Origin of the sequence: Cryptosporangium arvum DSM 44712, assembly GCF_000585375.1 — a bacterium.
Classification (GTDB): domain Bacteria; phylum Actinomycetota; class Actinomycetes; order Mycobacteriales; family Cryptosporangiaceae; genus Cryptosporangium; species Cryptosporangium arvum.
Genome location: NZ_KK073874.1, coordinates 2,039,062 through 2,058,898, shown reverse-complemented (window position 1 = coordinate 2,058,898; position 19,837 = coordinate 2,039,062). Strand labels below are relative to the sequence as shown.

The following is a 19,837-nucleotide window of genomic DNA, read 5'->3' as shown; positions in this document are numbered from 1 at the left end:
GCTCTGACCTGGAGCCCGCTGAGGGCGACGCTGCCCGCTCGGCAGCGTCGTTCTCAGCGGGCCGCCGACTAGAGGTACGAGGCGACCTGCTCGGCGGCGAGGTCGCCGTAGTCGCCGCCGAGGCGCTTAACGAACTCGGTCGTGTCGACCGAGTACTCCTGCGTACCGACGGTCTCGAGCACGTAGGTGGCGAGCAGGTTGCCCACCTCGGCCGCCCGCCGCAGCTCCAGCCCCCACGACAGCGCGGTGAGGAACCCGGCGCGGAACCCGTCGCCGACGCCGGTCGGGTCGGCCTTCGCCGCCTCGGTGGCGCACTCCACGTGGATCCGCTCGATGCCCCGGCCGACGATCTCGACGCCGTCCTTGCCGAGCGTGGTGACCCGGATCTCGACCCGGTCGAGCAGCTCGTCCTCGGAGTAACCGGTCTTGTTCTCCAGGAGCGTCTTCTCGTACTCGTTGGTGAACAGGAACGCGGCGCCGTCGATGAGCTGACGCGTCTGGTCGCCGGTCATGCGGGCGAGCTGCTGCGACGGGTCGGCGGCGAAGCGCAGCCCCCGCTGCCGGCACTCGGCCGTGTGGCGGACCATGGCCTCCGGGTCGTTGGCGCCGATCAGCACCAGGTCGAGCCCTCCGACGCGCTCGTCGATCGGCCCGAGCTCGATGTTGCGTGCCTCGCTCATCGCGCCCGCGTAGAACGACGCGATCTGGCACATGTCGTCGTCGGTGGTGCAGACGAAGCGAGACGTGTGCGCGTACTCGGAGACGTGCACGGAGTCGCAGTCGACACCGTGGCGCTCCAGCCAGGAGCGGTAGTCGGCGAAGTCGTTGCCGACCGCGCCGACCAGGATGCCGCGCAGCCCGAGCTGCCCCATCCCGAACGCGATGTTGGCAGCCACCCCGCCCCGCCGGACGACCAGGTCGTCGACCAGGAAAGACAGCGAGACGCGGTCGAGCTGATCGGGCATCAGCTGGGTGGCGAACCGACCCGGGAAGTGCATCAGATGATCGGTCGCGATCGACCCGGTGACGGCGATTTTCATCCGGGGTTGTCTCCATCCGGGGTAAACAGCGAGGGCACCGGGATTACCCGGAAAACGCAAACGGCGAACAGCCTAATGCACACGAAACGGCGCCCACCACTGGTGAGCGCCGCCGCGAAAAGCTAGATACTCAGTGGAACGAGTCGCCGCAGGCGCAGGACCCGGTCGCGTTGGGGTTGTCGATCGTGAAGCCCTGCTTCTCGATCGTGTCGACGAAGTCGATCGTCGCCCCGCCCAGGTAGGGCTTGCTCATCCGGTCCACCGCGACCTCGACACCACTGAAGTCGAGAATCGTGTCACCGTCGAGCGAGCGCTCGTCGAAGAAAAGCTGGTACCGGAGGCCGGAACAACCGCCGGGCTGGACGGCGATGCGCAGGCGCAGGTCGTCCCGGCCCTCCTGGTCGAGCAGGGCCTTGACCTTGCTGGCGGCGCCGTCGGTGAGGACGACCCCGTCGGTGGTCGAGGCGTGCTCGTGGGTGTCGGAGACGGTCACAATCGCTCCCGTTGTGTCGCTGGTCAACTACCGGGACAACCAAGGGGGTCCCGGCGTCCATTCCCATGGTTGCACAAGATTCAGCGAACCGGCCGGGCCCGGCTCCAGTCACGGGCGGTGCGCGCGGCCAAATCGCTCAACACCTCGGCCGCGTCGTTCATCGCGCGGTCCAGGCCGGCGTGGTCGACGAGCGACCGCGTCTCGTCGACGTGGGCCGCCGCGGCCTCCTGCCGGCCGACCGCCACCCGCCCGGCCAGGACGACGCACGGCGCGCCGTGCTCCGCCGCGGCCGACGCGACCCCGGCGACGACCTTCCCGCGCAACGACTGGTAGTCGAACGAGCCCTCACCGGTGACGACCAGGTCGGCGTCGGCGACCGCGGTGTCGAAGCCGATCAGCCGCCGCACCAGCCCGATCCCCGCCTCCCGCCGCCCGCCGAGCGCGAGCAACGCCACCCCGAGGCCACCCGCCGCGCCCGCGCCCGGAAGAAGGCCGACGCCCGGTGGGCAGCCGGGGAGGTCCCGCTCCAGGACCGTCGCCCAGTGCTCCAGCGCCGCGTCCAGGATCTGGACGTCGTTGTCCGACGCTCCCTTCTGCGGCCCGTACACCGCCGACGCGCCGTGAATGCCGGTCAGCGGGTTGTCGACGTCGGTCGCCGCGACGATCTCCACTCCGCGCAGCGCCGGGACGCCGGCCAGGCCCTCGCAGACCCGCAGCGCCGCGCCCCCGGGCGGCAGCGCGGTACCGGAGACACCCACCGGACCGGCCCCGAGCGCGGCCAGCAGCCCCGCTCCCCCGTCGTTGGTGACGCTCCCCCCGAGCCCGATCACGGCGGTGCGAGCACCGGCCTCCACCGCGGCGGCCAGCAGGAGCCCGAGGCCGTAGGTGGTGGTGACCTTCGGGTCGCGCTCCGGCTCGGGCACCAGCTGAAGGCCGGCCACCGTCGCGCACTCCAGGTAGGCGACGCCGTCGAGCAGCAGGAACGAGGCGTCGAGCGGCTCCAGGCGCGGCCCGCGCGCCGCCACCGGCACCAGCTCGCCGCCGAGCGTGGCGCGAATCACCTCGACCAGGCCCGGGCCGCCGTCGGACAGCGGGCGGGTCACCACGGTGTCGTCGGGCGCTTCCCGCGCCCAACCGGCCGCGATCGCGGCCGCGGCCTCACCGGCCGACAACGTCCCGCCGAAACTGTCCGGAGCCACGAGTACGCGCATGCGCACATGGTGCCGTACCGCGCGGCCGGCCAGTTGTGCTCGAAGTGATCAGCACCACTGGCCGAAACGCGACCGCGTGACACGATGATTAACCCCGCGGTAATACGCGTCGATCGGAGTGAGCGTGAGCACCGACCTCGGGCTACCGGCCCTGACCGCTCAGGGCTTCGCGGAGCCCTCCCCCACCGCCGCCGCGTTGCTCCTGCTCGGCCGGGGCACCGACCCCGACTCCGAGCGGGGCGTCGACTGCCCGGGCGACCTACCGGCCGCCTCCGACCCGGGACTGGTCGAACGCGCGACGAAGGCCCGGGAGCAGCTCGGCGACCGTGCGTTCGTCCTCGGCCACCACTACCAGCGCGACGAGGTCATCCAGTTCGCCGACGTCACCGGCGACTCGTTCAAGCTCGCCCGGGACGCCGCCGCGCGTCCGGACGCCGAGTACATCGTCTTCTGCGGTGTGCACTTCATGGCCGAGTCGGCCGACATCCTCACCCGCCCCGACCAGCAGGTGATCCTGCCGGACCTGGCGGCCGGGTGCTCGATGGCCGACATGGCAGGAGACCAGCAGGTCCACGAGGCCTGGGAGGTGCTGAAGGACGCCGGCGTCGCCGACGCCACGGTGCCGGTCAGCTACATGAACTCCTCGGCCGCGATCAAGGCGTTCACCGGACGCCACGGCGGCACGATCTGTACGTCTTCGAACGCCAAGAAGGCCCTGGACTGGGCTTTCACCCAGGGCGAGAAGGTGCTGTTCCTGCCCGACCAGCACCTCGGCCGCAACACCGCGGTACTCGAGCTCGGCCAGAGCCTCGACGACTGCGTGCTGTTCGACCCGCACAAGCCCGGCGGCGGCCTCACCCCGCAGCAGCTGCGTGACGCGTCGATGATCCTCTGGCGCGGGCACTGCTCGGTGCACGGGCGCTTCAGCCTCGACTCGGTGCTCGACGTCCGCGACCGGATCCCGGGAGTCAACGTTCTGGTGCACCCCGAGTGCCGCCACGAGGTCGTGACCGCCGCCGACTACGTCGGCTCGACCGAGTACATCATCAAGATGCTCGACGCCGCGCCCGCCGGTTCGTCGTGGGCGATCGGCACCGAGCTGAACCTGGTGCGCCGGCTCGCGCTCGCCCACCCGGACAAGACGATCGTGTTCCTCGACCGCACGGTGTGCTTCTGCTCGACGATGAACCGCATCGATCTGCCGCACCTGGTGTGGTCGCTGGAGTCGCTGGCGCGGGGCGAGGTCGTCAACCGGATCACCGTGGATTCCGAAACGGCCCACTTCGCCCGAGTTGCGCTCGATCAGATGCTGGCGCTGCCGGGGTGATCGGCTGACCGGGCCGATACGCTGGTCAGGTGAGCCTTCTCCGTCGCAAGTCCACCCCCGTTTCCGACGAAGTTCCGGAGACGGTCGAGCCGGTGTCCGAGCCCTCGGGTAAGGCTTACACCCCCGGTAAGGGCCGGCCGACGCCGAAGCGCACCGCGAACAGCCGGCCCCGCAACGTGACGGCCGCCGCCGGGCCCACCGACAAGAAGGCCATGCGGGCCAAGATGCGCGAGGAGCGCTCCAAGGCCTACGAGGGCATGCGCCGGGGCGAGGAGAAGTACCTCAGCCCCCGCGACAAGGGACCGGTGCGGCGGCTCGTGCGCGACCTGGTCGACGCGCGCCGCAACGTCGGGTCGTACTTCCTGGTCGGTGCGCTGGCCGTGCTGCTGTTCTCGCAGCCGCAGTGGCCCTCGGCCGTGCGGTTCGGGGCCAACATCCTCTGGCTGCTGCTGATCGTCGCGATCCTGGCCGACGTGTTCCTGATCTCGCGCCTGATCCGGAAGAACGTCCGGGAGCGGTTCCCGAACGCGCCCGACAAGATGGGCGGCCTGACGTTCTACGGCGTGATGCGGTCGGTGCAGTTCCGCCGCATGCGCACGCCGGGGCCGCAGGTCAAGATCGGCGAAAAAGTCTAGTAACCACCTCCTCGATCGCGGGCTCGAGCACTCTCAGGTCACGCAGCGGGGCCGCCGCGGCGACGGCGGCCACCACGGCCGGGAGCGGGCCGTCCAGCGCGAGCGTCTGGCGTCGCCCGTCGGCTTCGACGGACTCGGTGGTGGCCCCGGGCACGTCCAGGGGCTGGTGCGGCTCGTCGAGTTCGACGACGAGCCGGCGGCGGGAGCCGTAGCGCTCGTGCAGGGCCGCGAGCGTTCCGTCGTGCACGATCCGGCCGTGGTCCACGACGACGAGCCGCCCGCAGAGCCGCTCGATGTCGGCCAGGTCGTGCGTGGTGAGCACCAGCGTGGTGCCGTACCGCTGGTTCAGCTCGGCCAGGAAACCACGCACCGCTTCTTTGCTGACGACGTCCAGGCCGATCGTCGGTTCGTCGAGGAAGAGCAGTTCCGGGTCGTGCAGCAGGGCCGCGGTGAGTTCGCCGCGCATCCGCTGGCCCAGGGAGAGCTGGCGGACCGGGGTAGCCAGGAACTCGTCGAGGTCGAGCAGTTCGCGGCACTCGGCCAGCCGCTTCGCGTGGTCGGTGGGGGCCACGCGATACACCGACCGGAGCAGCGTGAACGACTCGGCCAGCGGCAGATCCCACCACAGCTGGCTGCGCTGCCCGAACACCGCCCCGATCCGGCGGGCCAACCGGGCCCGTTCGGGTACCGGGTCGAGGCCGCACACCCGCACGGTTCCGCTCGACGGCGTCAGGATGCCGGTGAACATCTTGAGCGTGGTGGATTTCCCGGCGCCGTTCGGCCCGAGGTAGCCCACCATCTCGCCGGGCTCGATCCGCAGATCGACGCCGTCCACGGCCGGGACCGAGCGACGCTCGCGGCGCAGCCGGCCCTTCTTGGCCCACACCGTGAAGTCTTTGCGGAGCCCGTCCACCACCACGACGCTCATGAGCCGGTGCTCTGGTAGCGGCGTACCCCGACACGCCAGATCCCGGCGGCCGCGAGCGCCCACAGAACGCTGACGGCCGGCGTGGCCCAGTGCGACCAGGCGGGGGTGCCCAGCGGGTCGGGGCGCCCGAGTAGCGCGAGCGCGGGCAGGTAACCGACCGACGCCAGGCCCAGCCCGAAACCGAACAGCTTGCCGAACCACGCGCCGTACATCGCGGTCGGATAACTCGCGAAGTCGCGACCTCCGTACGTCACCGCGTTCACCACTTCTCCTCCGTCCACCAGCCAGAACATCGACGCGGCACCGGCCGTGAAGATCGCTGCGTAACAGACCGCTCCGGCGAGCGGGGCGACGACGGCGAGCAGCACGCGCGCCGGCGTCCACTCGATGCCGGCCACCCGGAGCGCGATCCCGTAGGTCGCGAGCCCCTGCACGATCCGGCCGGCCCGCCGGATCGAGAAGTCGAGCACGATCAGTTGCCCGAACGTCGAGAGCGGGCGCAGCAGCACCGCGTCGAGCAGCCCGGTACGCAGGTACTGCGGCACGCGCTCGAGGTTGCCGACCGCGACGTCCGCGAGCTGGAACGCCAGCTGGGCCAGTCCGGTCATCAGCAGCACCGCGCCGATGCCGAACCCGGCCAGCGTCGGCGTCACCCGGAACACGGTCAGCAGCACCAGCACGTCGATCGTCGTGATCCCGGCGTTGAGGACCAGGTCGACGGCGAACGAGAGCCGGTACTGCGTCTGGCCGCGGATCTGGGCCAGGAACAACCGGACGTACGGGTTCTCAGCCACCCTGCACCACCAACCGGCGCACGGCCACCCGCTGGGCCGACGCCGCCGCCGCGAGCGTCAGCCCGGCGGCGAGCGCACCACCGGCGACGAGCGTGACCGCGCTCCCCCGCTCCAGCAGCACGTCGAGCGGCGCCTGCAGCATCCACGGGAACGGCGTGCACCACAGCACCGTCTGCGCCCACCCCGGGAAGAACGGGATCGGCACCGCCAGACCCGTGAACAACGTGCCGCCGACCAGCCACAACGTGCCCGGCCCGCGCGCGTCCAGCCACCAGAACGCCAGCAGGTTGATCAGGTACCGGGTCGCGAAGCTGGTCACGGTGGCGAGCACGACCGAGAGCACCACCCAGAGCCAGGTGGTGCGGTGCTCGGGCCAGCGCAGCGGGAAGAAGAGCGCCCCGACGGCGAGCGGCACGGTCAGCCGCACCGCCAGCGCGTGGAGCGCGCGGCCGAGGTCGACCGCGAGGAACGACACCAGGGGATCCACCGGCCGCAGCAGGTCGGCGACGATGTCCCCGGTGCGGATGCGGTCGGCCAGCTCGTTCCACTGGAACACCTGGACGACACCGATCAGCCCCTGCCCCGCCCAGGCGAACATCGCGAGCGCCGCGGCGTCGTACCCGGCGACGGCACCGTTCGCGGCCACGGCCAGCAGCACGTAGGTCTTGAGGAACCCGAACACCGAGTTCGTGAACGCGGACGCGAGCGTGGCTCGCCGATACGTGGAATGACGTCGGAAACCTGCCCTGACCAGGGCGGCAAACGCCGGCACCGCGGCTCTCCCCTCGGGTGATGTGCTCGGATGAGCCACCACGCCGCGCACCTCGAACGGGTGCCCGCCGCCGGCCGGCGATCGTCCAGAGTAGTACTACGGTCGGAGTTATGGAATTCCGCACACTCGGTCGTTCCGGGCTCTACATCTCCGAGATCGCCTACGGCAACTGGATCACGCACGGTTCGCAGGTCGAGGAGGACGCCGCGATCGCGTGCGTCCGCACCGCCCTCGAGCAAGGAATAACGACGTTCGACACCGCGGACGTGTACGCGGGTACACGCGCCGAGACGGTGCTGGCGAAGGCGCTGGACGGCGTCCGGCGCGCCGACTACGAGCTGTTCACGAAGGTCTACTTCGCGGTCGGCAAGGGCCGGAACGCACGCGGGCTCTCCCGCAAGCACATCCTCGAGGGCATCGACGGCTCACTGCGTCGGCTGAACACCGACTACGTGGACCTCTACCAGGCCCACCGGTACGACTACGAGACCCCGCTCGAGGAGACGATGCTGGCCTTCGCCGACGTCGTCCGCGCGGGCAAGGCGCTCTACATCGGTGTCTCCGAGTGGCGCGCGGAGGAGATCGCCCGCGCCGCCGAACTGGCCCGTGAGCTGCACGTCCCGCTGATCTCCAACCAGCCGCAGTACAGCATGCTCTGGCGGGTGATCGAGGCCGAGGTCGTGCCGGCCAGCGTCGAGGCCGGGCTGGGCCAGATCTGTTTCTCGCCGATCGCCCAGGGGGTGCTCACCGGCAAGTACCGGCCGGGTCAGCCGGCCCCGTCCGGCTCCCGCGCCACCGACGAGAAGGGCGGCGCGGACTTCGTCCAGCGGTGGATGAGCGAGGACGTGCTGACCCGGGTGCAGTTGCTGGCGCCGCTGGCCGACCAGGCCGGGCTGACGCTCGCCCAGCTGGCCGTGGCCTGGGTGCTCCAGAACCCGAACGTGTCGGCGGCGATCATCGGCGCGTCCCGGCCCGAGCAGGTCACCGAGAACGTCGCGGCGTCCGGGGTGAAGCTCGACGCCGACCTCCTGGCGGCGATCGACGCCGCGCTCGAACCGGTGGTGGAGCGGGATCCCGCGCTGACCCGCTCCCCCCGTACCCGGCCCTGACCGCTACTCGGCGGTCAGCGGCATCGCGTACTCGACGCGGCCGTTCTCCTCGAGGGTGACCTCGTCGATCCCGGTGGCCAGGAGCTCACGCCACTGTTCGCCGAGCCAGCTCTCGGCGTCGGACTGGCTCGGGAACTCCTCCGAGGCCTGACCCTGGTCACCGCTGCCCGCATACCGCCACTGCCATGTCATCCTCCGAACCTACAAGGACTCCACGATGCACACGTTGGTACTCGGAGGGATCCGCTCCGGTAAGTCCGCGTGGGCCGAACGCCTGGCCGCGCGCGGCTCCGGGCCGGTGAGCTACCTGGCGACCGCCCCGGACCGGCCCGGCGACGCCGACTGGGCGGCCCGGGTCCGCGCGCACCGGGAGCGGCGCCAGGGCTCGTGGGTGACGGTGGAGGTGGGCGGCGGCCCGGCCGCGCTGCCGTCCGCGCTGGGAACGCTCCCGCCCGGCGCGGCGGCGCTGGTGGACGACGTCGGGAGCTGGCTGGTCGGCGCGTTCGACGCGGCGTCGGCGTGGGAGGCGGACGACCCGTGGGACGCGATCGCGCCCGACGTGTCCGCGCTGCTCTCCGCCGTCGTCGCCTGCCCGGCCGACCTGGTGCTGGTCAGCCCGGAGGTGGGCTGGACGATCGTGCCGGCCACCCGCTCCGGGCGCGTTTTCGTCGACGCGCAGGGCACGCTGAACCAGCGGCTGGCCGCGATCTGCGAACACGCGGTGCTGATCGTGGCCGGGCGGGCCGTCCGGTTGCCGGACGGGGCGGATAGCCTCCTGACGTGACTGATCCGGACGCCGAGAGCGCGCCACCGCCGGAATCTTCGTTGCTGGAGAGCCTCACGCCCGTGGCGCCCGAGTGGGCCGACGGCGAGGCGGCCCAGGCGCGGCTGGCCGGTTGGGGCACGGCCACCGGCGCGCTGACCGGGCTGGCGCACTGGGCCGGTTCGGTGCGGTCGGTGGACACGCCGTTCCGCCGGGTCCGCCTGATCGCGTTCGCCGCCGACCACGGCGTGACCGACGGCGCCGCCGAGGCCACGGCGTTGCTGGCCGGCGAGGGTGCGCTGGCGCTGCTGGCGCACCGCGCCGACGTCTCGATCCGGGTCGTCGACGCCGGGCTGGCCGGCGATCCGCTGCCCGGGGACGTCTCGGCCCGGCGCGTGCGGGCCGGCAGCCCGGCGCTCAACCGCGAGGACCCGCTGACGCCCGACGAGGTCGAAGCCGCGCTCGACCTCGGCGCCCGCGTCGCCGACGAGGAGGTCGACTCCGGCGCCGACCTGGTGATCCCGGTCGTGCTCACCGCGTCGGCCCTGGTCCCGGCCACCGTCATCATCGGCTCGCTCTGCGTGGTCGAGCCGGTCCGCGCGCTCGGGTACGACGCGCACATGCCCGACGCGCTCTGGATCGAACGGTGCGCCGCGATCCGCGACGGCATGCGTCGCGTCTCCCAGGCCGCGGCCACCCTCGCCACCCGGCGCCTGCTCGCGACCGGCGGTGGCGCCGACCTGGCCGCCGCGGCCGGGTTCCTGGTCCGCACCGCGGCCCGGCGCACACCGGCGCTGCTCGACGGCGTCGGCGTCGCGGCCGCCGCCCTGGTCGCGCGCGCACTCGCGTTCGAGGCGCCGCGCTGGTGGTGCGCCCCGCACGCCTCCGGGCGCGCCGGGGAGAAGCAGGCGTTCTCCTCGCTGGGGCTCGAACCGGCGGTGGATCTCGGCGTCCGCCTCGGCGACGGCAGCGGCGCACTGCTCGCGCTGCCGGTGCTCACCGCCGCGATGGAGCTGGTCCGGGCCGCACCGCACCCGGTCGTGGAGAGCCCGGACGAGGTCGAGGTGACCGTCGACCCCGGCGACGAGATCGGTGGCGTCGGCGGTTACGACGCCGGTGCCCGCCCGCCCGAGGTCGTGGACGACCAGGCGGCGCCCAGCGGTGGGTGACGCCCTACGACTCGCGGTCTCGCTACTCACCGTCGCTCCCGTACGCGCCGGCCGGATGGACAGGGAGACCGCGGGCGGCGCGATGCTCCTCGCCCCTCTCGTCGGCGCCGGCGTGGGCCTGGCCGCCGGTGTCGTCCTGCTGATCGCGGCGCTCGTCGGCATCCCGCCGCTGGCGGCGGGCGTGCTCGGCGTCGGCACGCTGGCGCTCGTCACCCGTGGGCTGCACCTCGACGGCCTCGCCGACACCGCCGACGGACTCGGCTCCTACGGCGAACCGCAGCGCGCGCTGGCGGTCATGAAGGCCCCCGACATCGGCCCGTTCGGCGTGATCACGCTGATCCTCGTCGCCGTCGCCCAGGTGGCGTGCCTGGCCGCGGTCACCGGCACCCGCGCAGTGCTGCCGCTGCTCCTGCTGCCGGCGGTGGCCTCGGCGACCGGCCGCACCGCGGTGACCTGGGCCTGCCGCGTCGGCACCCCGCCGGCCCGGCCGAACGGGCTGGGGGCACTCGTCGCCGGCACGGTCTCCCCGGTCGCGCTGGCGCTGACCACCGGGGCCATGGTCGTCGTCGCGGCCGTCGCCACCGGCGTCGGTGGCCCCACGTTCTGGCGCGGCCCGCTCGCCGTGGCGGCCGGGCTCGTGGTGGCCTGGGCGCTCGTCCGCCACTGCGTCCGCCGCTTCGGGGGCGTCACCGGCGACGTTCTCGGCGCCGCCTGTGAGGTCGCCACCACCGCCGCGCTGGTGGTGCTGGTCATCCAGCCCTGGTCGGTCTCGCTGCCCCTGACGCGCTGAAACGCCCGGCCCGGAGATCCGGGCCGGGCGCTGTCCGCTCAGCCGAGGGGGCTGGCGCTCGGAACCGTGGTGGCCGCGTCGGTCATCGGCGCGCCCGGCGCCGACGACGTCAGGTCGGTGCCCTGGGTCTGGATCGGGTCCGGCTGCGGCGACGACTCGTCGTTCGGGGCGTCGCTCGGGGTCGAATCCGTCGACTCCGTCGGCTCGCCGCTCGGCGACTCGCTGTCCTCGTCCGACGGCGACAGGTCCTCGCTCGGCGACTCGCTCGGCGTCGCGCTCTCCGAGCCGCTCTCGCTCGGCGACGGGGTGGGCGAGGTGTCCGGCTCGTCGTTCTTCTGCTGGAAGGGCTGGGTGATCGTGGTGCCCCGGCCTTCCTCGCCCTTGACCGTGTTGGCCAGCGAGCGGCCCTCGATCATCTCGACCGTGGTGATCACACCCATCACCAGGACGAACAGCGCGGCGCTGGTCAGCGCGATGCGTTTCCACGGCAACTCGGAGTACCACGGTGGGCCGCCGCCGTAGACGGTGCCCGAGTCGTCCGGCCGGGACGGCGGCGGCACCGGAGCCGACCCGTACAGCGGCCCCTGCGGCTCCGGCGGAACTCCGAACGGGCGGGTGGCGTCGTCGGGCACCGCGCTCATCACGTGCGTTTCGGCGTGGTGCGGAGCGGGGGTGAGGCTCGGGTCCGGTAGTCCGCGCCCGACCTGTTCGACGCCGGGCAGGCTCGGATCGGGCGCGACCGTCGAGGAGTCCCGGCCCTCATGCAGGACCTCGTCGACCGGCACCTGCTGGCCGCCGACCGTCGTCGTGACGACGGTCTGCAGCACCTTGCCCGAGCGCTGGATCGACTTCTGGTAGACGGCGGTGCTCACGGTCGCGATCACGCTGCCGAGACCGGCGCCGAGCACGGTGCCGGCCACGCCGAGGTACGAGGCCGCGACCGCCGAGGTGGACGCGGCCATCGCGCCCGCGAGGACCTGGCCCCCGGAGATGCCGAGGAAGCCCTTCTTCTTGTCGTCTTTTTCTTCGGGGGCCTCCGGGCCGCGTAGCGCCGGGGGCACCTGGGAAGCCGGTGTCGAGAGGCTGCTCGTGGGGGTGGCGTGCGCCGCGTAGCCGCGGTAGCCGGTCGAGAGCGCCCCGCCGGTGGCGGCGGCCGCCGCGGTCCGGAAGCCCGAGTCGTTGAAGGCCGGTACCGACGCCGACCCGCCCGGCCGCGGGGAGTGCCCGACGCCCGGAGCGCCCGACGCCGGTCGCGGAACCGCGCTCCGCACGCCGTTCACCGCCGGTTCGGGCTTCGCCTCCGGTGCCGGCTTCGCCTCGGACGTGGGCTTCGGCCCGGTAGCGGGCTTCGCCTCGGTCGCGGACTCCGGCTCGGACGTCGGCTTCGGCTCGGACGTCGGCTTCGCTTCGGTCGTCGGCTTCGCTTCGGACGTCGGCCTTGCTGGGGAGACGGGCTTTGCCGACGGGGCGGCGCTCGGGAGCGGCTCGTCGGCCGTGGGGGTCGCCGCCGGAGACGCCGCGCCTGGCGTCTTCAGCGAGTGCCCGACGGGCGCCGAGTCCGACGACGCGAGCGGCGGCAACGGCGGGAGCTCGAGCGAGTCGATCCCCCGGGTCGTCGGCTCCTCGAGCGCCGGAACGCCCGACGCCGTCGACGGCTCCGCATCACCGCGTCTGGCCCCGCCGGGAGGCGACGAGGCCGACGAAGCGGACGCGGAACTCACGTCCGGAGCCTTCTCACGGCTGAGTGGATCGGGACGGGCGGGAATGTTCGGCTCAGTCATGCGCCTTCGACAGGTCGAGGTCGGTGGTCTCGGAGATCCAGGCTACGTCGGCACACACGTCCGACGCGGCCCCAGACGACCTACCCGATGATCCCCTCGCGAACACACATCATGGCACCCGCGGACGTGAGCATTCGAATACCGCAGGTCACCTCACGTGCGACTCACCTCACGTGCGAGCCACCTCACGTGCCCGTCACCTCACGTGCCCGTCACCTCACGTGCCCGTCACCTCACGTGCCCGTCACCTCACGTGCGACGGCACGAACGGCGGATCCACCACCCGTACCCGCGAGCGCCGCCCGCGCACGTCGATCGTCACCTCGTCGCCCACCGCCACCCCGGCGGCGGTGTCGAGCAGGGCGAGCCCGATCCCCACCTTCCGGGTGGGCGAGAACGTGCCGCTCGTCACGGTGCCGATCCGACCGCCGTCGGCGTCCAGGACGGCCATCCCGACCCGCGGGATCCCCCGGTCGAGCGCCTCCAGGCCGGCCAGCCGACGCGCCGGCCCGGCTTCCTTCTCCGCGAGCAGCGCGTCGCGGCCCCAGAACGCCGGCTTCTTCCAGCCGACCGCCCAGCCGCTGCGGGCCTGCAGCGGGCTGATCTCCAGCGACAGGTCCTGCCCGTGCAGCGGGTAACCCATCTCGGTCCGCAGCGTGTCGCGTGCGCCCAGCCCGGCGGGGCGTACCCCCAGCGCCTCTCCGGCGCCGAGCAGCGCGTCCCACAGCGGCTCGGCGAACTCCGACTTCGGCAACAGTTCGTACCCGTGTTCGCCGGTGTAGCCGGTGCGGCAGACGATCACCGGTACGCCTTCGTGCTCGGCCTCCACGAACCCCATGTAGTCGTGGTCGGCGGGCAGCCCGATCGCCGCCAGCAACTCGGCCGAGCGTGGGCCCTGCACGGCGAGCACGGCGTAGTCGGTGTGCTTGTCGGTGACCTGCACGGTGCTCGGCGCCGCCGCGGCCAGGCGCCGCACCACCTCGGCGGTGTTCGACGCGTTCGGTACCAGGAACACCCGGTCCTCGGCGAAGTAGTACGCGATCAGGTCGTCGACGACACCCCCGGACTCGTCGCAGCAGAGCGTGTACTGCGCTTTGCCCGGTCCGATCCGTCCCAGGTCGTTGCTCAGGGTCGCGTTCACGAAGTCCGCGGCACCCGGCCCGGCGACGAGCGCCTTGCCGAGGTGCGAGACGTCGAACACGCCCACGCCGGTGCGTACCGCCGTGTGCTCGTCGATGACGCCGGAGTACTGAAGCGGCATCTCCCAGCCGCCGAACTCGGCAAACTTGGCGCCGAGCGCGACGTGCCGGTCGTGCAACGGCGAGCGGCGCAGGGGCGATTCGGGCGCGGCGAGATGGCTACTCGGGTCGCTGCTGGTCATGCTGGCGAACGTACCGTCAGGGTCGATCGCAGTCGGCCCGGGTGTCGCGCCGTAGCATCGCCGAGGCACCTAACCAGACTCTGGAGCGAGAATGACGCGACCCACCGAGGCAGCTGTCCTGACCGTGTCCGCCGCAAGCGCCGTCGACGCCGAGGTCGACGCCGTGGTCATCGGCGTCCATCGCGACGGTGAGCAGCTGGGTCTCGGCCCCGGGGCGGCGGCGGTCGACGCCGCGCTCGGGGGACGCCTGCTCGACGTGCTCGCGCGCCTGGGCGCGAACGGCGTGGCCGGCGAGGTCGTGAAGGTCGCGACGCTCGGCGCCACCACAGCGCCGATCGTGGCCGCGGTCGGGCTCGGCCCGGTCGAGCGCAAGCCCGGCGCCCCCGACCCGCACGAGAACTACCGGCGCGCCGCCGGCGCGGCGATCCGCGCGCTGACCGGCACCGACCGGGTCGGCCTCGCGCTCGTCGACGCCGACCCGTCGCTCACCCGGCCGGTGCTCGAGGGCGCCACGCTCGGCGCGTACGACTTCGTCGGCTACAAGAGCGAGCTCGCGCCGAGCTACCGCCCGCCGGTCCGGGAGATCGTGCTGCTCGCGGACGCGACCGGCCGCGGCGAGATCGAGCTGCAGGGCGAGACCGACCGGGTCAAAGCCCTCACCGACGCGGTCCGCACGGCCCGGAACTGGATCAACACCCCACCCAACGACCTGCGCCCGCCGGCGTTCGCCGCGCAGGCGGCCGAAGCGGCGGCCGACGCCGGCCTGGAGGTGGAGGTCCTCGACACCGACGCGCTGAAGGCGGGCGGGTACGGCGGAATCCTCGCCGTCGGGCTCGGGTCGGAAGCCGGTCCGCAGCTCGTCCGCATCGCCTACACCCCCGCGGCGTACGACAAGCACGTCGCGCTGGTCGGCAAGGGCATCACGTTCGACACCGGCGGCATCTCGATCAAGCCGGCGCAGAACATGCAGGACATGAAGAGCGACATGTCCGGCGCGGCCTGCGTGGTCGCCGCGATGACCGCGATCGCGCGGCTGCGGCCGGCGGTGAAGGTCACCGCGTACGTGCCGATGGCCGAGAACATGCCGTCCGGCTCGGCCTACCGACCCGGTGACGTCGTGACGATGTACGGCGGCAAGAAGGTCGAGGTGCTCAACACCGACGCCGAGGGCCGCATGATCCTGGCCGACGCGATCGTGCGTGCCGTCGAGGACGAGCCGGACTACCTGCTGGAGACCTCGACGCTCACCGGCGGCCAGGTCGTCTCGCTCGGCGAGCGGATCTCCGGCTTGATGGGCTCCACCGAGCTGCTGGCACGCATCAAGGACGCCGGAACGCGCACCGGCGAGCCGATGTGGCCGATGCCGCTGCCCGACGAGGTGCGCTCGGGCATGGACTCGGCGATCGCCGACGTGACGCAGATCAACGCCGGCTTCGACCGCGCCGGCCACATGCTCCAGGGTGGCTCGTTCCTGTCCCGCTTCGTGCCGGACGAGGTCGAGTGGGCCCACATCGACATCGCGGGCCCGTCGTACAACACGAAGACCCCCCACGGCTACACCCCGAAGGGCGCCACCGGCGTACCCCTCCGCACGCTCGTCGAGGTCGTCGAAGACATCGCCAAGAACGGCTAGGCGGCTTTTGCCTGAACCTGGAGCCCGTCCAGGGCAAGCCTGGCTTGTTCTGGACGGGCCGCCCTCCAGCGTCAGGCTTGTTCTGGACGGGCCGCCCTCCAGCGTCAGGCTTGTTCTGGGCGGGCCGCCCTCCAGCGTCAGGTTTGGTCTGGGCCGGCCGCTTTCTTGCGGGACCATTCGCGCATGCGGTTGGGATATCCGACCGCGGCGACGTCGTAGACCGGCATGCCGAGGCGTTGACCCAGCTTGCGGGCGTCGTCGGGGCTTCCGATGCGCCGCCGGGTCCATTCGCCGTCGGTCGCGATGAGGATGACCGTCATCGCGGTCACGTTGGTCTGCGGTTCGACGTACGCCTCTACCCCGCGCCGGGTCCTGGCGAACTCCTCCAGATGCGCGATGTCTTCACGCTGCGCACCGCGCGGCGTCCCCGGCCGGGTTTTCTTCCGTCGTAAGAAACTCACGGGGGCACCTCCCTGCCCCCGAGTGTAGTTAACCGGCACGACCTGCGGAGGTAACGCGCCCCGAGGAGCGGCCCGCGATCGCGTAGTGACAGGATTGGGGCCAAGAGTCAAAAGCTCGGGAGCCACGGGAGAAATGGTGGGCGGAGGGCCAGCACACGACCTCGTCGTCCTCGGCGGGGGCAGCGGCGGTTACTCCTGCGCGCTCCGGGCAGCTGAGCTGGGCCTGTCGGTGGTGCTGATCGAGCAGGACAAGCTCGGCGGAACGTGCCTGCATCGGGGCTGCATCCCCACCAAGGCCCTGCTGCACGCCGGCGAGGTGGCCGACACCACCCGTGAGGCCGCGCGGTTCGGCATCCGGGCCGAGTTCCGCGGTGTCGATCTGCCCGCCGTGCTGGCCTACCAGGACGGCGTGGTGACCAAGATGTTCCGGGGCCTCACCGGCCTGGTGAAGAGCCGCGGCGTCACGGTGGTGAACGGGCGCGGCCGGCTGACGTCGCCGACGACGGTCGAGGTCGACGGCGAGACGTACGAGGGCCGGCACGTGGTGCTGGCCACCGGCTCCGCGCCGAGCACGCTGCCCGGCCTCGAGGTCGACGGCCGCCGGGTGCTCACCAGCGACCACGCGCTCCGCCTCGAGCAGCTGCCGGCCAGCGCGGTGGTGCTCGGCGGGGGCGTGATCGGGGTGGAGTTCGCCAGCGCCTGGCGCTCGCTCGGCGTCGACGTGACGATCGTCGAGGCGCTCCCCCGGCTGCTGCCCGCCGAGGAGGAGTCCTCGTCGGCCCGGCTGGAGCGGGCGTTCCGCCGCCGGGGCATCGGGTTCCGCACCGGGGTGCGGTTCGCCTCGGCCGAACCCACCGACGCCGGTGTGCGGGTGCGGCTGTCCGACGACTCCGTGCTCGACGCCGAGGTGCTGCTGGTCGCGGTCGGCCGCGCGCCGGTCTCGGCCGGTCTGGGCTACGAGGAGGCCGGCGTCGCGCTGGAGCGTGGCCACGTCGTCGTCGACCCGCTGTGCTCGACGAACGTGCCGACGATCTCCGCGGTCGGCGACCTGATCGCCACCCCGCAGCTCGCGCACGTCGGGTTCGCCGAGGGCATTCTGGTGGCCGAGCGGGTGGCCGGACTCCCGGTGGTGCCGATCGACTACGCGGGCGTGCCCCGCGTGACGTACTCCGAGCCCGAGGTGGCCTCGGTCGGCTTGACCACGGCTGAAGCCCGCGCCCGGGGGTACGACATCGACGAAGTCCAGTACGACCTCGCCGGCAACGGCAAGGCTACGATTCTGCGGGCCTCCGGCGCGGTAACCGTGTTGCGCGCCAAGGACGGTCCGGTTCTCGGTGTCCATCTGGTCGGCAGCCGGATGGGTGAACTGGTCGCCGAGGCCCAGCTGATCTACAACTGGGAGGCATTTCCCGAGGATGTCGCGCCGCTCCTGCATCCACATCCCACTCAGTCCGAAGCGCTCGGTGAGGCTCACCTCGCGCTTGCGGGGAAGCCATTGCACGTACACGGGTGACGCGCCCGTGCCAACGATCAAATAGTTTGAGGAGCCGCACAGACCATGCCGACTTCCGTATCGATGCCCGCACTCGGCGAGTCGGTCACCGAGGGCACCGTGACCCGTTGGCTCAAGCAGGTCGGTGACTCGGTCGCCGTCGACGAGCCGCTGCTCGAGGTCTCCACCGACAAGGTCGACACCGAGATCCCGTCGCCCGTCGCCGGAACCCTGCTCTCGATCACCGCGGACGAGGACGCCACCGTCGAGGTCGGCGGCGAGCTCGGCGTCATCGGTGACGCCGGTGAGGACGCCGGTTCCGGCGAGCCGGCCCCGGCCGAGGAGCCCGCCGCCGAGGAGCCCGCCGCGCAGGAGCCCGAGGAGGCTCCGGTCGCCGAGGCCCCGTCCACCGAGGCCGCCGAGGACGCTCCGGCTCCGCAGGCCGAGGCCGCGCCGAGTGGTGGCGACGGCACGTCGGTGAAGATGCCCGCGCTGGGCGAGTCGGTCACCGAGGGCACGGTCACCCGTTGGCTCAAGCAGGTCGGTGACTCGGTCGCCGTCGACGAGCCGCTGCTCGAGGTCTCCACCGACAAGGTCGACACCGAGATCCCGTCGCCCGTCGCCGGAACCCTGCTCTCGATCACCGCGGACGAGGACGCCACCGTCGAGGTCGGCGGCGAGCTCGGCGTGATCGGTTCGGCCGACTCCGCGCCCGCGAAGTCCGAGCCGTCGCAGCCCAAGCCGAAGGCCGAGGAACCCAAGCCGAAGGCCGAGGAACCCAAGTCGGAGCCGAAGCCCGAGCCCCAGGCCGCCCAGCCGCCGAACCCGCCGGCCGAGGAGTCCGAGGAGCCGGCCCGCGCCGCCGTCGAGTCGACGCCGCCGCAGGACGCCGCGCCCGCCTCCGCCCCGGCGCCGGCCACCGAGGCCTCGTCGTCCGACAACGGCCAGGGTGCCTACGTGACGCCGCTGGTGCGCAAGCTCGCCGCCGAGCACAGCATCGACCTGAGCAGCGTCAAGGGCACCGGGGTTGGTGGCCGGATCCGTAAGCAGGACGTCCTGGACGCGGCCGAGGCGAAGAAGGCCGCCGCCGCCGCTCCGGCTCCGGCCGCGGCACCTGCCGCCGCCCCGGCCGCCGCGGCCGCTCCGAAGGCACCGGCCCAGCCGTCGCCGCTGCGTGGCCGCACCGAGAAGCTGACCCGCCTGCGCAAGGTCATCGCGCAGCGGATGGTGGAGTCGCTGCAGGTCGCGGCCCAGCTCACGCAGGTCATCGAGGTCGACGTCACGAAGATCGCGCAGCTGCGCCAGCGGGCCAAGACCGACTTCCAGGCCCGGCACGGCGTGAAGCTCACGTTCCTGCCGTTCTTCGCGGTCGCGGCCGTCGAAGCCCTGCAGCAGTACCCGCAGCTCAACTCGGTGCTCAACATGGAGGAGGGCACGGTCACCTACCCGGCGGCCGAGCACCTGGGCATCGCGGTCGACACCGAGCGCGGCCTGCTGGTGGCGACCGTGCGTGACGCCGGTGACCTGAACCTGGCCGGCATGGCCCGGAAGATCGCCGACCTGGCCGACCGCACCCGCAACAACAAGGTGACTCCGGACGAGCTGGCCGGGGCGACGTTCACGCTGACCAACACCGGCAGCGTGGGTGCCCTGTTCGACACCCCGATCATCTTCCAGCCCAACTCCGGCATCCTCGGCACGGGCGCGGTCGTGAAGCGTGCCGTGGTGATCAACGACCCGAACCTCGGCGAGGTCATCGCGCCGCGGTCGATGATCTACCTGGCGCTCTCCTACGACCACCGGATCGTGGACGGCGCCGACGCCGCCCGCTTCCTGGGCGCGATCAAGCAGCGCCTCGAGGCCGGTGCGTTCGAAGGCGAACTCGGCCTGGCCTGATCCAGCCTGGCCCGACCCGGCCTCGCCTGAACCGGTCCGCTCCGTTCCGACGGCCCGCCCCGCCCGGGGCGGGCCGTCCGCGTCGACGGCCCCCTCGCCGGGCAGGCCGGGCAGGCTGGGAGCGTCGGGCAGGCCGGGCGGACCGGGCGCACCGAGCCAGCC

At 72.4% G+C, this 19,837-nt stretch carries 19 protein-coding genes; 9 read left to right on the top strand and 10 right to left on the bottom strand.

Going from position 1 to position 19,837, the window contains the following annotated elements; all coding sequences use genetic code 11:
* Positions 1–68 precede the first annotated feature (68 nt).
* The 3 genes from CRYAR_RS09560 to CRYAR_RS09550 all read right to left on the bottom strand — a co-directional run bounded on the left by CRYAR_RS09560 (position 69) and on the right by CRYAR_RS09550 (position 2,744).
* A complete protein-coding gene (locus CRYAR_RS09560; RefSeq protein ID WP_035849971.1) occupies positions 69–1,040 on the bottom strand; it encodes a carbohydrate kinase family protein in 972 nt (323 codons plus the stop codon).
* A gap of 130 nt (positions 1,041–1,170) precedes the next feature.
* Positions 1,171–1,533: a HesB/IscA family protein gene (locus tag CRYAR_RS09555; protein WP_035849970.1), complete on the bottom strand. Its 363-nt coding sequence runs from the start codon at positions 1,531–1,533 to the stop codon at positions 1,171–1,173.
* Positions 1,534–1,613: 80 nt separating this feature from the next.
* A complete protein-coding gene (locus CRYAR_RS09550; protein WP_035861523.1) occupies positions 1,614–2,744 on the bottom strand; it encodes a glycerate kinase family protein in 1,131 nt (376 codons plus the stop codon).
* Positions 2,745–2,868: 124 nt separating this feature from the next.
* Between CRYAR_RS09550 and nadA the strand changes: the two genes are divergently transcribed.
* On the top strand, positions 2,869–4,071 hold the full coding sequence (gene nadA / locus CRYAR_RS09545; protein WP_211247361.1) for a quinolinate synthase NadA: 1,203 nt from the start codon (positions 2,869–2,871) through the stop codon (positions 4,069–4,071).
* 29 nt (positions 4,072–4,100) lie between these two features.
* Positions 4,101–4,706: a DUF3043 domain-containing protein gene (locus CRYAR_RS09540; RefSeq protein ID WP_035849968.1), complete on the top strand. Its 606-nt coding sequence runs from the start codon at positions 4,101–4,103 to the stop codon at positions 4,704–4,706.
* Here CRYAR_RS09540 and CRYAR_RS09535 read toward each other — a convergent pair.
* Genes CRYAR_RS09535 through CRYAR_RS09525 form a run of 3 tightly spaced genes read right to left on the bottom strand, consistent with a single transcriptional unit; the run spans position 4,684 to position 7,200 of the window.
* Positions 4,684–5,634 carry an ABC transporter ATP-binding protein gene (locus tag CRYAR_RS09535; RefSeq protein WP_035849965.1) on the bottom strand — a complete coding sequence of 317 codons (951 nt, stop codon included), beginning with the start codon at positions 5,632–5,634 and terminating at the stop codon, positions 4,684–4,686. The genes CRYAR_RS09540 and CRYAR_RS09535 overlap by 23 nt on opposite strands.
* The gene (locus CRYAR_RS09530) at positions 5,631–6,428 is read right to left on the bottom strand and encodes an ABC transporter permease (RefSeq protein WP_035849962.1); all 798 of its coding nucleotides are present in this window, start codon (positions 6,426–6,428) and stop codon (positions 5,631–5,633) included. The genes CRYAR_RS09535 and CRYAR_RS09530 overlap by 4 nt, the downstream gene beginning before the upstream one ends.
* On the bottom strand, positions 6,421–7,200 hold the full coding sequence (locus CRYAR_RS09525; protein ID WP_063725690.1) for an ABC transporter permease: 780 nt from the start codon (positions 7,198–7,200) through the stop codon (positions 6,421–6,423). The genes CRYAR_RS09530 and CRYAR_RS09525 overlap by 8 nt, the downstream gene beginning before the upstream one ends.
* Positions 7,201–7,310: 110 nt before the next feature.
* Here CRYAR_RS09525 and CRYAR_RS09520 point away from each other — a divergent pair, with 110 nt between their 5' ends.
* A complete protein-coding gene (locus tag CRYAR_RS09520; RefSeq protein ID WP_035849960.1) occupies positions 7,311–8,309 on the top strand; it encodes an aldo/keto reductase family protein in 999 nt (332 codons plus the stop codon).
* 3 nt (positions 8,310–8,312) lie between these two features.
* Here the strand turns inward: CRYAR_RS09520 and CRYAR_RS09515 are convergent, their stop codons facing one another.
* Complete coding sequence (locus CRYAR_RS09515) at positions 8,313–8,501, bottom strand: hypothetical protein (protein WP_035849958.1); 189 nt, start codon at positions 8,499–8,501, stop codon at positions 8,313–8,315.
* Between the two features lie 25 nt (positions 8,502–8,526).
* Here CRYAR_RS09515 and CRYAR_RS09510 point away from each other — a divergent pair, with 25 nt between their 5' ends.
* Genes CRYAR_RS09510 through CRYAR_RS09500 form a run of 3 tightly spaced genes read left to right on the top strand, consistent with a single transcriptional unit; the run spans position 8,527 to position 11,031 of the window.
* Positions 8,527–9,093, top strand: a complete 567-nt coding sequence (locus CRYAR_RS09510) for a bifunctional adenosylcobinamide kinase/adenosylcobinamide-phosphate guanylyltransferase (RefSeq protein ID WP_035849955.1) — start codon at positions 8,527–8,529, stop codon at positions 9,091–9,093.
* Positions 9,090–10,241, top strand: coding sequence for a nicotinate-nucleotide--dimethylbenzimidazole phosphoribosyltransferase (locus tag CRYAR_RS09505; RefSeq protein ID WP_084700283.1), 1,152 nt, complete (start codon positions 9,090–9,092; stop codon positions 10,239–10,241). The genes CRYAR_RS09510 and CRYAR_RS09505 overlap by 4 nt, the downstream gene beginning before the upstream one ends.
* A gap of 55 nt (positions 10,242–10,296) precedes the next feature.
* Positions 10,297–11,031, top strand: a complete 735-nt coding sequence (locus tag CRYAR_RS09500) for an adenosylcobinamide-GDP ribazoletransferase (RefSeq protein WP_157017540.1) — start codon at positions 10,297–10,299, stop codon at positions 11,029–11,031.
* Positions 11,032–11,069: 38 nt separating this feature from the next.
* Here the strand turns inward: CRYAR_RS09500 and CRYAR_RS42895 are convergent, their stop codons facing one another.
* The gene (locus CRYAR_RS42895; protein WP_157017538.1) at positions 11,070–12,752 is read right to left on the bottom strand and encodes a hypothetical protein; all 1,683 of its coding nucleotides are present in this window, start codon (positions 12,750–12,752) and stop codon (positions 11,070–11,072) included.
* A gap of 304 nt (positions 12,753–13,056) precedes the next feature.
* Positions 13,057–14,193, bottom strand: a complete 1,137-nt coding sequence (gene gcvT / locus CRYAR_RS09490) for a glycine cleavage system aminomethyltransferase GcvT (protein WP_051569968.1) — start codon at positions 14,191–14,193, stop codon at positions 13,057–13,059.
* Positions 14,194–14,284: 91 nt separating this feature from the next.
* On the opposite strand from gcvT, the gene CRYAR_RS09485 reads away from it, so the two are divergent.
* Positions 14,285–15,826, top strand: coding sequence for a leucyl aminopeptidase (locus tag CRYAR_RS09485; protein WP_035849951.1), 1,542 nt, complete (start codon positions 14,285–14,287; stop codon positions 15,824–15,826).
* Positions 15,827–15,963: 137 nt separating this feature from the next.
* Here CRYAR_RS09485 and CRYAR_RS09480 read toward each other — a convergent pair whose 3' ends face one another.
* Positions 15,964–16,287: a hypothetical protein gene (locus CRYAR_RS09480; RefSeq protein ID WP_035849948.1), complete on the bottom strand. Its 324-nt coding sequence runs from the start codon at positions 16,285–16,287 to the stop codon at positions 15,964–15,966.
* A 133-nt stretch (positions 16,288–16,420) separates the two neighbouring features.
* Between CRYAR_RS09480 and lpdA the strand changes: the two genes are divergently transcribed.
* Together lpdA and sucB are read left to right on the top strand one after the other, a co-directional pair.
* Positions 16,421–17,800: a dihydrolipoyl dehydrogenase gene (gene lpdA, locus CRYAR_RS09475; protein ID WP_035849945.1), complete on the top strand. Its 1,380-nt coding sequence runs from the start codon at positions 16,421–16,423 to the stop codon at positions 17,798–17,800.
* A gap of 45 nt (positions 17,801–17,845) precedes the next feature.
* Positions 17,846–19,675 carry a 2-oxoglutarate dehydrogenase, E2 component, dihydrolipoamide succinyltransferase gene (sucB, locus tag CRYAR_RS09470; protein WP_035849943.1) on the top strand — a complete coding sequence of 610 codons (1,830 nt, stop codon included), beginning with the start codon at positions 17,846–17,848 and terminating at the stop codon, positions 19,673–19,675.
* The last annotated feature ends 162 nt before the right edge of the window (positions 19,676–19,837 follow it).